Source organism: Undibacterium sp. TJN19, from assembly GCF_049339485.1.
Taxonomy (GTDB): domain Bacteria; phylum Pseudomonadota; class Gammaproteobacteria; order Burkholderiales; family Burkholderiaceae_D; genus Undibacterium.
The window spans coordinates 1,595,209-1,610,087 of sequence record NZ_JBMPPL010000001.1; the positions used below are offsets into that span (position 1 = coordinate 1,595,209).

The window sequence follows — 14,879 nt, forward strand, 5'->3', positions numbered from 1 at the left end:
TGACGCCGCAGCAAGAAACCTTACTGAAACACACAATACCCGGCAATCAGCCATTGTTGATTGATCTTCACAAACTTGAATTCGGTCTCCCATTCCATGGGTGAAACCACTTTCAAGCTTGCCGTATCGCCTTCCACTTTGACAGCCTTGGGCTTCATTTTGGCGACAAAGGCTTTTTTGTATTCATATTCCTGGGCACAAAAGAAGATATCCATGTCTTCGGTGTCCATCAGCGGGCCGCGGCCATCTTTTGCCATTTGATTGAACTCTGCGGCAGTATAGGCCTTGATTTGCTGCGTGTATTTGGCATAGTAGCGCTCAACAGCGCTTGAAAAAGCCGGAGCAAAATAACCGGAAGCGATGAATTTTTCTGTGAATACAGGCAAGTTATGCGTATCGAGCCTGAATTGATGGCCACCGGGGATATTCCTGATCACTGGTTGCAATTTGCTGACTTGTTTGCCGTCTTTTAATACCCAGCCATAAAAACCACGTACGGTCTTCATCAGGGCCTGCTCATCATTGCTGTCTGCCCGCGCCTGCGCAGCAAGGCTTATCAAGGATAACAGCAGCAGTCGGGCGAAATGATTTTTCATCTGGGATCACTTTTCTTAGTTGTCCGGATTCTGACTAGGCGTGTTCGCTTGCATCTCCAGTATAGAAAACATTTTTCTGTATTTTTGCAAAAACAGCGACAGGGATATGGGGCGCGTCTTCTCCGAGGCGGTCAAGTTCTTCGCGCAGGCTGGCAAGATAATGCGGTTCTTCAGTATCCACATTTTCTGCATAGATGACTTCGAGCTTGCGACGGATTGCGCCAAAACGGGCAGCGGTCGCACGGTGTTTTTCTGCCCGTTCCGAATATTTGAAGAAAGTCTGCAAACCCGACATGACGGCTGCCAGCACGCTCAGCAAACCCACGGTGATCTTGGCCTCTGGCGCAATCGACGTGGCCGTCAGTGAAGCGAATACCGACGTACCGATGATGGTGGTAATCAAAATCACCGGCACACCCAGCCAGCGTTCACGCGAGGCCAGGGTATTTGCCATCTCATAATGCGCCATCTGCGACTCACGCGCACGGCGCAGCCATGCCAGGACAAGTTCATGCCCGGTTTTTGGTGGCTGGTATTGCGAGGTTTTCGTATTCATGTCGGCTGTGATCGGTCTCTGTCAATCAGGGTATCAGGACAAATATACCTGTACCCAGGTTCTATGAATGGGCTGAATCTGCCGCTGCCCATGCAGGCCCAAGCTTATTGTCGCCATAGGTACGCAAGACTTGCGAAATGACAACCTGATAACCATCGAGCCATTTCTCCTGTGCTGCCTTGGCCTGCTGATGCAGGGGGTGGGAAATCAGGGTTTGCAGGGCTTCCAGGCTGTTCCAGTAATAGACATTGGAGATCAGGCCGCTTTCGGGATTTTCCCAGGCTTCTTCACCGAGGTAGCCAGGTATGCCTTTGGCCAGCGCAATGATTTGCGCGTCGAGTTGATAAAACTCGTCGTCATATTGTTTTTTATTGAATGTGAAGGTAGCGGTGTACATGGCAAAAATCTGGCTGATCAAAAAGAGAAAGTGATCATACAGAATTTTTTGCCTTACTTGCAATTTTTGCTATCGACCTGGCAAACAGGTGCTGACATGCTTGGCGATTATTGCAGCGCTGTGCCAAACCAGCTTTGCATTTTCTGCCTTGCGGTCTGTTTGACATCTTCCGTGATATACATGCTGACGGTGGCTACTGCCGCCGCGATGGCAGCCAGATCATCGCTATAACCGATGACGGGTATCACGTCAGGGATGGCATCAAGCGGAAAGATGAAATAACCAAGCGCACCGGCAATGATGGCTTTGGCCCAGGCTGGTGTTTCAGGGCGCTGCGCAGCATAGTAAAGCCACAGGGCTTTTTCTATGACTTCTGCGCCTGCGGCCAGGGAAAAGCATTTGAGCTTGTCCCAGAAACCGGCATCGCTATAGTAATCACTGTGGTTTTTCATGCTCAAATTCCGGTCAGATACCTGGCGTTAAGCCACATCAGATTAATCGGCGTTGGCCCGTTTGACGGTGGCCAACAAAGCGGCAGCGGCAACAAAGATGCTGCCGGAAACCTGATTGAACATTTTTGCCTTGCCTTTGGAACGCAGCCACGGCCCCAGGCGGGCGGCAAATGTCGCATAAAGCATCAGCACACTGAATTCAAAAAATACGAAGGTGACACCCAGCACCATGAACTGCGGCAATTTGGCGGCAGCTGGATTAATGAATTGCGGGAAAAAAGCGGTAAAGAACAGCAGGGCCTTGGGATTGCTGGCGCCGACCAGTACGCCCTTGGCATATAGACGCAAGCGCGTGCCGCGGTTTTCTGAAGCTGTCGGCAATTCGAAATCCGTGCTTTTAGAGCGCAAGGCACTGATGCCCAGGTACAGCAGGTAGAGCACACCCAGATATTTGATGACGGTAAATACCAGGGCGGAGGTTGCCAGTATGGCACCTATGCCTATTGCCGAACAACTCATGATGGCGAGCAGCGAAGTAATATTGCCCAGGGCTGAAAACACGGTCACACGCGCCCCGAAATTGATGCTGTTGGTAATACACATCAACACGGCGGGCCCAGGGGTAATCGTCAACACCAGCACGGCCAGCACATATAACAACCAGGTATCTATAGACATCAATACTCCCGTAATCTGTCAGCAAAAAATGCAGATGAAAACCCCTGTACATGCAATACATGGTAATTCATTTTTGCAGCAGCCATTCGCGGCTTTAACGCGATGCTGTTATTTGTGTGGATTTTGCGGTTTTCCTGGCAATGTAATGTGACCATTCCGGCCTTTGTTCACGGCCACTGTCAACGACGACCATATAGCGGCCAGCCCAGGCATTTTCTTGCCGGTCTTTTTCCAGTACCCAGAAGTTTTTGCCCTCCGCAATGGACGTATCATACTCGGCATCGAGCACGGCATAGTGATCAAGCAGCTTGTTCAGCGTTGCCGGGATACGTACACAGCCCTTCGATTGCATGCTGCCCAGGCGGCTTTCGAGAAAATCAGGATCGGTGGCATGCATTTGCAGACGCATCGGTGCAATCTGTTTGTCACCCCAGCCCTTTTTGGCCGGCTGCCAGCCAAAGTCGAAAACCCGCCGCCCTTTGGCACCGTAGCCGCGTATGCCTTTGCTGTTCTTGCTGCCTTCGGCACGGTAATCAAGATTGGTGATGGAATGGGAAAACACACCGACTGGGGTTTCGAAATGCTCAAAACCTGTAGCCGCCCGCCCGGTAGAAACTGGTGACGCGCCTATCAGCTGTGGAACGCCTTCACTATCCAGCCAGAACAGCATGGCAGCCTGCACTTTGGGATTGCGGTCAACCAGGACAATGAATTGAGGCGGCAGATTTTTAATACCTGCATTCGCCAGGGATGCCAGCATCATGTCCCCGTAGGCAAGTACCTCTTCATCAGGAGGCAGCAATTGCTGCTCTACGGTGTCGGCATAAATCGCCTTCATTTCCAGCGCAGAATTGATGGCCTGTGCCGTGGGGGACAATGTCGCAGCCCCCAGCAATAAACCCAGATACAAGTATTGTCGCTTCAACAGGCATGCTGTTGCCTTTGCAGTTTTCGCCGCTGTGCGGGGGCCTGCCTGTGCCCGTATGCCATCCCTTGAATTCATTTCCATCCTACCTTCAATCGATGTCATGGATATGTAAACATACTGAAAGTGAGCGGACATCGCAATGCGCGCATAGTCTGATCTGTCAGGAATGCAACAGTTGCTTCCAATGTTTTCGTATCTGTGTTTTTTTCTTGTCTGCCATGTCTTCCAGGAGCTGGCACACCTGCACCATGTCGACCTTCAGATCCGGGTCCTCTCCCTGCATTTCGGCTAACAGTGTTTGTGCAATCACCAGGTCGTTGTAGCTGCCAAGCTGGTCCTGGATCTCGATAATATTTTTAAGCCCGGCCTTGTTTTGCCTTGCCTGAAGCACTGGCTTGAAGAACTCCATCGCATAGCGCAGCTTTTTGGCCTCGATACGGATTTTATGCATGGCCCGGGGTTTCGCCTTTCGCAAACCCTGGCCAGCATTCTGCAATTGCTGTTGCATGTCTGCCAGGCGATGGCTGGCAAACTTGGCACTCTTGCGCCGGTAAGCCTGTTTATTGCCAGCAGAATCGCCGTCACGCCATGCACGCAGGTGCAGCCATAGACCCAGGTCAAGCTTGAACAATGTAAAACGGTCTGAGAGTACGCTTGCCCTCGCCTGCCTGTGATGCCGCTCAGCCTGGTGCCCGGCTTCCTGCATGAGACGGGAGAGTGCCGGTGTGTGCGGCAGATCCATGACTGTGACCAAAGTCGTGCCCAGTAACACATCCCAGTCGCGTGCCGGGTTTAACTGGCTGCTTATCCAGCTTAAATCTTCTTCCAGGCTGGGCGGGATAGGCAGTTGATCTTTGAAAATGCGGAAAGCACTACGCAATCTGCGCAAGCCTACCCTTAGCTGATGCAGGCTTTCAACATCATATTTGCCGGCGAGACCCGTTTCGCTCACACTGATCTGCTCAAGACAGGCAAAGACGATGTGCTGGAACAATTGTTCTATGCGCTTGTTTTTGTGAAAACCAGGCCCGGCTACGACAGCTTTCTGCAGAGTGTGCATGGCTACCCTGATGGTCAAGTGGATATGATTCAGGATAGTCCATATTGACAGCGCAAACTTTAAGCTAGCGCAAACCTGCGTTATTCAAGGCCGCGTTATTGAAGCTTGATTTATTCCAGATAAATCCTGGGTTTATACACTTCCATGAAGGAGTCAGGTTTGCTGAGCGGCGTAAAGCCAAATTTTTCATACAGGCCATGGGCTGTTGACGTGGCCAGGGTAAACCGGCGGAATTTCTTCACCGCGGGGTGGGCCATCACGGCATCCATGAGCAATCTGGAAATACCCATGCCGCGCATTTCGGGCAAGACGAATACGTCGACCAGGTAACCAAACGTGGCCATGTCGGTGATGATGCGGCAAAAACCGACCATACGGCCCTGTTCCAGAACGCTGAAACACAGGGAATGTTGCAGGGATTCTTCAACCAGTTCGCGCGAAATGCCTGTAGCCCAGCCACTTTGCGTACTTAAAAAGTGATGAAGTACATCAATATCTATCTTGTCCTTGTCGGTACTGACCTGATATTTGCCTGCTTCTTCTGTAGTTCCGGTCATGTTTTGCCCTTTCTGATCAGTTTGAAGATCTATTCAGCTTGAAGATTTATTTTTGACTATGTGCAGCAAGTCAAGTTCACTGCACCTTGCCAACAGCAGATGAACAAGATCATGCAGGTTCTGCCAGATAATTATTCTTGATGCGTACGTAATGCTCGGCAGAATACCTGAAATAGCTGATTTCTTCGGCAGTCAGGGCGCGTACAGCTACCGCCGGGCGGCCTACATATAAATAGCCGCTTTCCAGCACTTTGCCTGGCGGCACGAGGCTGCCAGCGCCCAGCATGACATGCCTGTGAATAATGACATCATCCATGACGATACTGCCCATGCCGATCAGGCATTCGTCGCCGATGTTGCAACCATGCAGGATGACAGAATGGGCAATCGTGACGTAGTTGCCAATCACCAGCGGCGAGCCGAGAGGTTTGCCCGCGTTCTTGTGGGAAACATGGCCCATTGCCAGGTCTTGAAAGTTACTGCTATGACCTATGCGTATCGAATTGACATCACCCCGCAATACGGCATGACACCAGACCGAACTGTCGCGGCCAAGCTGGACATCACCGATGATCTGGGCACTAGGATGAACATAGCAGTCCTCTGCCAGATCAGGGAAAGTATCGAGGTAGGAGGCTAAGGGCATAGTGTTCCCGGGAATTTTCATTACAAATAAAGAGTAACTTGTGGATAAGCGCTCAGATATCCACAGGATCAATTTCCACCGACCATTTGACGCGGCTTTTCATGGCGCGCAGACTGGCTATCCATTCTTTGACAAAGGCCTGCAAAGCCGGGCGCGATGCGGATTCGACCAGCAGTTGCGCCCTGTCGACATTGGCGACCCGGGTCATGGTCATGGGTATGGGGTCGTTGATCATGATGCCGATATGGTCGGTCGCACTGGCGGCTTCTTTCAGGAAGGCAATTGCTGTTTCCAGTTCTTTTGCCTCGGCTCTCAGCAAGGCCTGGTACATGAAAGGCGGCATATGGGCTTGCTGGCGCTCTTGCAGCATATCGGCGGCAAAGTCAGGGTAGTTATGTGCCATCAGCGCATGATAAAGCGGATGATCAGGGTAACGCGTCTGCACCAATACTTCGGAAAGATTGCCGCCTTCTTTTTGCGCCGCCCGGCCAGCACGGCCAGCCACCTGCATAAGTTGGGCAAACAGGCGTTCACTGGCGCGGTAATCTTGCGAGAACAGGGCAGCGTCCGGGTTCAAGGCGGCGACCAGGGTCAGGTGTTTGAAGTCATGGCCCTTGGCCACCATCTGGGTGCCGATCAGGATATCGACTTCGCCAGCATGCACGCGCTCAAAGGCGGCAGCGGCACTCCCCTTCAGCCTGGTGGAGTCGGCATCGATGCGAAACACCCTGGCTTCAGGGAAAATTGCCGCCAGACTTTCTTCCATGCGCTGAGTGCCGCGCCCCAGTGGTTGCAAGTCTATATTGCCGCAGGTAGGACAGGACCGGGGTATTCGCTGTTCAAGACCACAGTGGTGGCAACGCAATCTATGGTCACCTTTATGTAGGACCAGATGGGCTGTGCAGCGTGTGCAATTGCTGATCCAGCCGCAGGCATCGCAGGCCAGTACGGGGGCATAACCACGCCGGTTTAAAAATAGGAGTGATTGCTCACCCTTCTCAAGACGTAGCTTGATTGCGGCTATCAGTCTTTGTGTCAGGCCATCGCTAGGCTTTTCACGTTCCAGATTGATGAGTTTGATGACGGGTAAAACAGCATCCTGTACAGCCCGTTCGCGTAACTCTGACAGGCGATAACGCCCGGTTTGCGCACCGTGCCAGCTTTCCAGCGAGGGTGTGGCCGAACCGAGAACCACGGGGATGCCCAGTTGTCGCGCACGCCAGACGGCCAGGTCACGGGCAGAATAACGCAAACCTTCCTGTTGCTTGTAAGAAGGGTCATGCTCTTCATCGACAATCAGCAATTTGAGCCTGGGCACCGATGCCAGCATCGCCAGCCGTGTACCCAGAATGATACGCGCTCGGCCGGTGTGGGCGGCCAGCCAGTGCAGCATGCGCTCGCCTTCTGCCATGCCGCTGTGCAGGGTGGATAGCATGAGACCAGGGAAGCGGGCACGGATATGGGCTTCAAGTTGCGGCGTCAGGTTGATTTCCGGCACCAGTATCAGGATCTGGGCATCGTCCGATTGCGCCAGGATTTTTGCAGCGGTCTGCAAATAGACTTCGGTCTTACCGCTGCCGGTCACGCCAAACAATAAATGCGCAGCATAGCCGGGGGTATTCACAACGGCGTCGACAGCAGACTGCTGGGCATCATTCAGTGCCGGCTGGCTGGCTGGCCTTACATCGCTTGCATCAGCCAGCTTTGCCAGTTTCTTGATGGCACGCTGCAAGGAGACGGTTTTCAAGACCTTCAGATTTTTAGGCAAGGCGGGTAAAGCCACTTCGCCCAGCGGCCTCTGGTAATAGTCGGCGGCAAAGCGGCACAGGGCCAGCCATTCCTGGCTCAGTGGTGGCAATTCATGCCTGACGGCAAACACGTCACGCAGCTTGGCTTCTGGTACGGTAGTTTCTTCCAGCACGTCGAGGATCAGGCCGACCACTTCCTGACGGCCAAACGGCAAAGCGACCAGTTGCCCAACTTGGGGCAAGGCAGTTTCTTCCGTGCCCGATTCTTGTGCTGTCCAGCGATAATCGAAGCTGCTGTCAAGTGGCGTATCTAGCGCGACGCGCAAATAAATTTGTTTCACGATTTAAAGTAAGCCATGAAAACCGGCGCTAACTATTGATTTCATAAGGCTTTTTGACATATCCACAGTTTCTGTGGATAACTTTGTGGAGAAAGGTCTATTGACATCGGTTTTCGCTAGCGTTTACGGGGGTTTCAGCCAAATGCACGTTCTGACAGCATAGAATTTAATCTTTTAAAATCAATGACTTAGAAAAAATGCTCAGCGACAAAAAAATATTTTTCAAATTATTTTTTGTCGCCCCGCTTTTGTGCATAAGTAACAGAAAATGTTCATAGAAATGCAAAAAATTATTGCGGCTAATCTATTCGTTTTCCACGGCTTTTCAGCCTGGAGGCCCCGCCAATACTACATATTGCATAGCAACATGACGATACGGCAAGCAAATCTCGGCCTTGTCGCTTTGTCTGTGAATAAGGTCCTGATAAATTAACAGTCTGGCCTGCCAGCTGCGCACAGAATGCCTGTTTCCAGTACACATTTATCCACCCGCTTTACTACACTGACTGGCGCTGTTTGCGGCTATATTCGTGTACCGTTTCAACCAACACGCTGACTGATTCGACCGGTGTGAACTGCGAAATGCCATGACCCAGATTAAATACATGGCCATGACCGGCACCAGGCTGACCGTAACTATCGAGCGCGGCAATCACTTGCTGACGGATTTGCTCAGGTTCTGCAAACAGGACGGCAGGATCAAGATTACCCTGCAAAGCCACTTTATGCCCTACTTTGGCACGGGCCTGGCCGAGGTTGACGGTCCAGTCCAGGCCCAGGGCATCTGCGCCGATATCGGTAAGCTGTTCCAGCCAAAGACCACCACCCTTGGTAAAGACGATAGCGGGAATGCGCTTGCCGTCTTTTTCTTTTTGCAACTGACCGACGATATCGCGCATGTAGGATAAAGAAAACTCCTGGTAAGCGCCATCAGCCAGGGCACCGCCCCAGCTGTCAAAGATCATCACTGCCTGGGCACCGGCATCAATTTGCGCATTGAGATAGGTGGCAACGGCATCTGCATTGGTGCGCAGGATGTGGTGCATCAGATCAGGGCGTTTGTACATCATGGACTTGACGGTGTGGAAATCGCGCGAACCCTGGCCTTCGACCATATAACAAGCCAGCGTCCACGGACTGCCGGAAAAGCCGATCAGGGGTACACGACCATCAAGTGCCGTACGGATTTGCGTCACGGCATCAAATACATATTGCAGGCTGCCAGCTTCTGGCACTTTCAGGGCCATGACGTCTTTTTCATCTTTCAGCGGACGTTCAAACTTTGGCCCCTCGCCTTCTTCGAAATACAGGCCCAGGCCCATCGCATCCGGCACGGTCAGGATGTCTGAAAACAGAATGGCCGCATCCAGACCGTAGCGGTCTATCGGTTGCAGTGTCACTTCGGTAGCGAAACCAGGGTTTTTTGCCAGGCTCAGAAAAGAGCCTGCCCCTTTGCGGGTAGCACGATATTCAGGCAGGTAACGGCCCGCCTGGCGCATCAGCCACAGGGGGGTATAGTCAGTTTCCTCACGCAACAGGGCTTTGAGGAAAGTATCGTTTTTGAGCGGGGCAAAATTCGTGGACATAAAATCTTTCGGTCTGGCGATTTGGTTCAATTTCAGAATAGCCGACATTATCGCCTATGCAGCGCAGATCGGCATCTGATCTGCGTTTGGAGAGCATTTGTTGAGTAAGAAAGATACTTATCAACAGCAGAAAATTTCTTTTAATTAACTGTGGATAACTTTGTGGATAGTTTTCCAGAAATGGCGGTTTACTGATTTTTTTTAAATCCGGTTAACAGGAATATCACGTAAGTCCTTGATTTTTTTGATGGAAACGACTTATTTCTATAAATAATCGTTTTTTCAGCTGAAATAGCGATTCTGCTAAATTGTGCATAAGTAGCAGACCACTTTTAAATTTCTTGACGATTTTGCGGAAATATTGCCAATAATTTGCCCAGTAATTGCTGCGCCCAGACTGTGTTGCCAAGTGCTGACGGATGGTAGCCATCTTCGGCCATCAGGTGCCTATCTTGAAAATTCATTTGCAAGGGAACATGGATCAAGTGCTTTTCTGAAGCGCAAAGATCTTTGGCAACTTGGTCAAGAACACGCGCTTTCATGCCAAGAATGAAACGCAATACTCGCGGCAATGCCGGAAAATATTGCATGGGAGGCACACCCGAAATCAACATAACGGGCGGCTGTTGCTGACCACGTTCCAATTGTCGTATCAAGTCATGAAGCTGCTGCCTATACCTGGCCACGCTGGTAAAACCCGTTGTGTCATTGACGCCAAACGCAATAATGACGATATCCCAAGCCTTCCCGGCGACATCCTTGCCGCTATTCAGCCTCGCAAGACTGTCTCCGGCGCTGGCCAGACAGGCACCATTTTGCCCCAGGGCCTGCCATGTGACGCTGACCTGCTGATGCTTTGCCAATGCCTGCGCGAACTGTGCCGTGATGCTTTGCGCGTAGGTATTGACACCGACGCCTGCGACCGGAGATTCGCCTATCGCCAGCACCCGCCAGCCATGCGGCGTATTCAAAGGGCCACTGACGCCATGAGCGTGGCCAGATGCTTCCGGCAGACGCGGCGTCGTTTGCCGGACGCGTCGCCCTTGCCATGACAGCAAGGGATAGAAGAGCAAGGCCAGCAATTCCGGTAAAAACACCAGCCTCATTCCACCTTCAGCTTGCTGTATTCTGGATTGCCAGGTGGGTATTTCAATTTCATGCTGACCAGCTTTTCCTGGACAATGCTGGCGATAGCCAGGTTGCGCTGGGTTTTGGAATCAGCGGGTATCAGGTACCAGGGCGCATGTTCAGCATCGGTTGCCAGCAAGGCGCGCTGATAGGCCTTTTGATAGCCATCCCAGGATTTTCGCTCTACCAGATCCTGGGTATCGAATTTCCAGTGCTTGTCTGGATCGGCGAGGCGCTCTTCCAGCCGGGCTTTCTGTTCCTGCTTGGAGATATGCAGGAAAAATTTGAGGATGACGGTGCCGGTCTCGCTAAGCATGCGTTCAAAATCGCAGATTTGCGCGTAACGCCTTTTACATTCTGCGGTATCGATCCAGTCATGTACGACGGTGATGAGGACATCTTCATAATGGCTGCGATTGAAGATGGTGATCTCTCCTTTGCCTGGCACTTCTTTATGTACGCGCCACAGGTAGTCGTGGTTTTTTTCTTCAGAACTCGGTGCCTTGAAGGCCACGGTACGTGCGCCCAGTGGATTGATTTGGCCAAATACGCCTTTGACAGTGCCATCTTTGCCTGAAGTATCCATGCCCTGCAAAATAATCAGTAATTTTGCGTCATGTGCGGCGTAGAGCAAATTTTGCAGGTCAGAGATTTGTTCTGCCAGCTTCAGTGTGGTCAATTTGTCGGCAGCCTTGTCACCCGTCGCGATCATTTTTTTACTGGCAAGGCTGTCCTTTATTTCTGTCTCTTTATTGATGCGGAATTGTGCGGCAATACCCATGAATGTCTCCGAAAAATGAGGTGCATCAGTAACGCATGCGGTGTTCGATTTTGATGCACTTGTCCATCACCACCTTTATACCGGCTTTTTGTGCTTGCTCAGCCGCGATCTGATTTTTTATGCCTGACTGCATCCACAAATAAGTGGCGCCGATGGCGATTGCTTCATCCACGATGGGCGGAATATCTTCAGCATTGCGAAAACAGTCGACCAGATCAATACGGTGTTGCTGCGCTGCCTGGATCAGGTCGGGATAGCACAGTTCGCCTAAAATCTGCCTGCCCGCTTCACGCGGATTGACAGGGATGATGCGGTAGCCCTGCGCCTGCATATAGGCCGCCACGCCATGACTGGGGCGGTTGATTTTTGACGACAGACCGACAACGGCGATGATCTTGCTGTTGGCCAGCATCTCTTGCACCAGGTCTTGCATTGCTTCCCCCCAAAATGGTTCGAATGATTTGCATGTGCTGCTTATCTGGATGTGTCTATATGTGTTTGTATGGGTGTGAAACAATCACAGAAAAACAAAAAGACAGCCAAGGCTGTCTTTTCATTGTACTGCTTTCGGCGCGGAAGCTTCTCCGCAGCGAAATTAACGCTTTTGACGCAATCTTTGTATCGCTGCCAATTGGGCGATCGCAGAAGCCAATTCTGCCTGTGCTTGCGCATAGTCAATTTTGGAATCACGATTAACCAAAGCTTGTTCTGCCAGTCTCTTGGCTTCATTGGCTTTGGCTTCGTCCAGATCTTGACCGCGAATCGCGGTATCGGCCAAAACTGTCACTGCATTCGGTTGCACTTCAAGCAGGCCACCGGCGACGAATACGAATTCGTCTTCGGCCTTGCCTGGAACCTTGATGCGCACCGCGCCCGGCTTGATGCGGGTAATCAGTGGTGTATGTTTCGGATAGATACCCAATTCACCAGCCTCACCCGGCAACGCGACGAATTCGGCTTCACCGGAGAAGATCAGCTCTTCTGCGGAAACCACGTCAACGTGAATAGTGTGTGCCATGTTGGACCCTTATTATTCGCTCAAAAAAGCTATGGTGCGACCGTTCAGCCGCACCGCCAGTGCGCTTAATTAAATTAAGCAGCAACCAGTTTTTTCGCTTTTTCGATTGCTTCGTCGATAGTACCTACCATGTAGAACGCTTGTTCTGGCAGGTGATCGAGTTCGCCGGAAGCGATCATTTTGAAACCACGGATCGTTTCTTTCAAGGAAACGTATTTACCTGGAGCACCGGTAAACACTTCAGCAACGTGGAAAGGCTGAGACAGGAAACGCTGCATCTTACGTGCACGTGCGACCAGCAACTTGTCTTCAGGAGCCAATTCATCCATACCCAGAATCGCGATAATGTCACGCAATTCCTTGTAGCGTTGCAGAGTACCTTGAACAGCGCGAGCTGTCTCATAGTGTTCTACACCAACCACTTGTGGGTCCAGCTGACGTGATGTTGAATCCAGTGGATCAACCGCAGGGTAGATACCCAGGGAAGCGATGTCACGGGACAGAACAACGGTGGAATCCAAGTGAGCAAATGTGGTTGCTGGAGATGGATCGGTCAAGTCATCGGCTGGAACATACACGGCCTGGATCGATGTGATCGAACCAGTTTTAGTGGATGTAATACGCTCTTGCAGACGGCCCATTTCTTCAGCCAGTGTAGGTTGATAACCCACGGCGGAAGGCATACGACCCAGCAAAGCGGATACTTCAGTACCAGCCAGTGTGTAACGGTAGATGTTATCCACGAAGAACAAAACGTCTTTGCCTTCGTCACGGAAACCTTCAGCAATCGTCAAACCTGTCAGAGCAACGCGCAGACGGTTACCTGGTGGTTCATTCATCTGACCATACACCATCGCTACTTTGGAGTTCTCTGGATTTTCCAGATCAACCACTTTAGCGTCAGCCATTTCGTGGTAGAAGTCATTACCCTCACGAGTACGCTCACCCACACCGGCAAACACAGACAAACCGCTGTGTGCCTTGGCGATGTTGTTGATCAGTTCCATCATGTTGACGGTCTTGCCCACACCCGCACCACCGAACAGACCGACCTTACCACCTTTGGCGAATGGGCAAACCAGATCAATAACCTTGATACCGGTTTCCAGCAATTCCTGGGATGGGGACAGTTCGTCGTATGCAGGGGCTTTACGGTGAATGGATGCTGTCTGCTCGTGGCTGACAGGACCGCATTCATCGATAGGATTGCCCAGTACGTCCATGATGCGACCCAGCGTTGCTTTGCCGGTTGGTACCATGATAGGGTTGCCAGTGTTGGAAATAGTCATGCCGCGACGCAGACCATCAGAAGTACCCAGAGCAATGGTACGGACAATGCCGTCACCCAATTGCTGCTGAACTTCCAATGTCAGCTCGGAGCCTTCCATTTTCAAGGCGTCATAAATCTTAGGCATCGCGTCGCGTGGAAATTCAACGTCCACAACAGCGCCGATACACTGAACGATTTTGCCATTAGCCATGTTCGTTCCTTCTTAATATTTAAATTCAGTTTAGACCGCTGCCGCGCCGGCGACGATCTCGGAGAGCTCTTTGGTAATGGCGGCTTGACGGGTTTTGTTATAAACCAGTTTCAGTTCGCCAATCACGTTACCTGCGTTATCAGTTGCTGATTTCATCGCCACCATACGGGCCGATTGTTCAGATGCCATGTTTTCCGCTACGGCCTGGAAAATCAGTGCTTCTACATAACGTATCAACAATTCATCAATGACCGTTGCTGCATCTGGCTCATACAGATAGTCCCATGAATGGGCACTCTTTTCTGTCTTGAGCCTGTCCGCTGTCAGGGGCAACAACTGCTCCATCACCGGCTCTTGCTTCATGGTGTTGATGAACTTGGTATAACTCAGGTAAACCGCGTCCAGCTTGCCTTCCTGATACGCATCCAGCAAAACTTTGACTGGACCTATCAGTTTGTCGAGGTGAGGAGTGTCGCCCAATTGTGTGACATGGGAAACCACTTGCGCACCTACGCGATTCAGGAAGCCGAGACCTTTATTACCAATTGCGACCGCTTCTATCTTTGAACCCTTACCTTCGAGTTCACGCATTTTGCTGGTGACCAGACGCAACACGTTGGTGTTGAGACCGCCACACAAACCTTTATCTGTCGTTACAACAATCACGCCAACTTTCTTGGACAGATCTTGTTGCACCATAAAAGGATGCGTGTACTCTGGGTTGGCCTGTGACAAGTTAGCAGTGATCGTACGAATTTTTTCACTGTACGGGCGAGCCGCACGCATCCGGTCTTGCGCTTTGCGCATTTTGGATGCGGCGACCATTTCCATCGCCTTAGTGATCTTCTTCGTATTTTCTACGCTTTTGATCTTGCCACGTATCTCTTTGCCTGCAGCCATGAGTATTGACTCCTTCTAGCTACAGT

At 51.3% G+C, this 14,879-nt stretch carries 17 protein-coding genes; all 17 read right to left on the minus strand.

Annotated elements, in window-relative coordinates; genetic code table 11:
- Positions 1–20 precede the first annotated feature (20 nt).
- Positions 21–596, minus strand: coding sequence for a hypothetical protein (locus ACO0LH_RS07210; protein ID WP_422940351.1), 576 nt, complete (start codon positions 594–596; stop codon positions 21–23).
- Positions 597–630: 34 nt separating this feature from the next.
- Complete coding sequence (locus ACO0LH_RS07215; RefSeq protein ID WP_422940352.1) at positions 631–1,152, minus strand: SLATT domain-containing protein; 522 nt, start codon at positions 1,150–1,152, stop codon at positions 631–633.
- 61 nt (positions 1,153–1,213) lie between these two features.
- Positions 1,214–1,549, minus strand: coding sequence for an antibiotic biosynthesis monooxygenase family protein (locus ACO0LH_RS07220; RefSeq protein ID WP_422940353.1), 336 nt, complete (start codon positions 1,547–1,549; stop codon positions 1,214–1,216).
- A gap of 107 nt (positions 1,550–1,656) precedes the next feature.
- Complete coding sequence (locus ACO0LH_RS07225; RefSeq protein WP_422940354.1) at positions 1,657–2,001, minus strand: YkvA family protein; 345 nt, start codon at positions 1,999–2,001, stop codon at positions 1,657–1,659.
- Positions 2,002–2,043: 42 nt separating this feature from the next.
- Positions 2,044–2,679 (minus strand): LysE family translocator, encoded by a 636-nt coding sequence (locus tag ACO0LH_RS07230; protein WP_422940355.1) that lies wholly within the window; start codon positions 2,677–2,679, stop codon positions 2,044–2,046.
- Positions 2,680–2,773: 94 nt separating this feature from the next.
- Positions 2,774–3,682, minus strand: coding sequence for a L,D-transpeptidase (locus tag ACO0LH_RS07235; RefSeq protein ID WP_422940356.1), 909 nt, complete (start codon positions 3,680–3,682; stop codon positions 2,774–2,776).
- An 85-nt stretch (positions 3,683–3,767) separates the two neighbouring features.
- Complete coding sequence (locus tag ACO0LH_RS07240) at positions 3,768–4,667, minus strand: CHAD domain-containing protein (protein WP_422940357.1); 900 nt, start codon at positions 4,665–4,667, stop codon at positions 3,768–3,770.
- Between the two features lie 110 nt (positions 4,668–4,777).
- The gene (locus ACO0LH_RS07245) at positions 4,778–5,224 is read right to left on the minus strand and encodes a GNAT family N-acetyltransferase (RefSeq protein ID WP_422940358.1); all 447 of its coding nucleotides are present in this window, start codon (positions 5,222–5,224) and stop codon (positions 4,778–4,780) included.
- Positions 5,225–5,333: 109 nt separating this feature from the next.
- Complete coding sequence (locus tag ACO0LH_RS07250; protein ID WP_422940359.1) at positions 5,334–5,870, minus strand: gamma carbonic anhydrase family protein; 537 nt, start codon at positions 5,868–5,870, stop codon at positions 5,334–5,336.
- 52 nt (positions 5,871–5,922) lie between these two features.
- Positions 5,923–7,959, minus strand: coding sequence for a primosomal protein N' (locus tag ACO0LH_RS07255; RefSeq protein ID WP_422940360.1), 2,037 nt, complete (start codon positions 7,957–7,959; stop codon positions 5,923–5,925).
- 497 nt (positions 7,960–8,456) lie between these two features.
- Positions 8,457–9,545: a uroporphyrinogen decarboxylase gene (gene hemE / locus ACO0LH_RS07260; protein WP_422940361.1), complete on the minus strand. Its 1,089-nt coding sequence runs from the start codon at positions 9,543–9,545 to the stop codon at positions 8,457–8,459.
- Between the two features lie 332 nt (positions 9,546–9,877).
- Positions 9,878–10,642 (minus strand): SGNH/GDSL hydrolase family protein, encoded by a 765-nt coding sequence (locus ACO0LH_RS07265; RefSeq protein ID WP_422940362.1) that lies wholly within the window; start codon positions 10,640–10,642, stop codon positions 9,878–9,880.
- 5 nt (positions 10,643–10,647) lie between these two features.
- A complete protein-coding gene (locus tag ACO0LH_RS07270) occupies positions 10,648–11,454 on the minus strand; it encodes a PPK2 family polyphosphate kinase (RefSeq protein WP_422940363.1) in 807 nt (268 codons plus the stop codon).
- 25 nt (positions 11,455–11,479) lie between these two features.
- Complete coding sequence (locus ACO0LH_RS07275) at positions 11,480–11,887, minus strand: CoA-binding protein (protein ID WP_422940364.1); 408 nt, start codon at positions 11,885–11,887, stop codon at positions 11,480–11,482.
- 162 nt (positions 11,888–12,049) lie between these two features.
- Complete coding sequence (locus ACO0LH_RS07280) at positions 12,050–12,472, minus strand: F0F1 ATP synthase subunit epsilon (protein ID WP_422940365.1); 423 nt, start codon at positions 12,470–12,472, stop codon at positions 12,050–12,052.
- Positions 12,473–12,546: 74 nt separating this feature from the next.
- Positions 12,547–13,953: a F0F1 ATP synthase subunit beta gene (atpD, locus tag ACO0LH_RS07285; RefSeq protein WP_422940366.1), complete on the minus strand. Its 1,407-nt coding sequence runs from the start codon at positions 13,951–13,953 to the stop codon at positions 12,547–12,549.
- A 30-nt stretch (positions 13,954–13,983) separates the two neighbouring features.
- A complete protein-coding gene (gene atpG, locus ACO0LH_RS07290; protein WP_422940367.1) occupies positions 13,984–14,853 on the minus strand; it encodes a F0F1 ATP synthase subunit gamma in 870 nt (289 codons plus the stop codon).
- Positions 14,854–14,879: the final 26 nt, after the last annotated feature.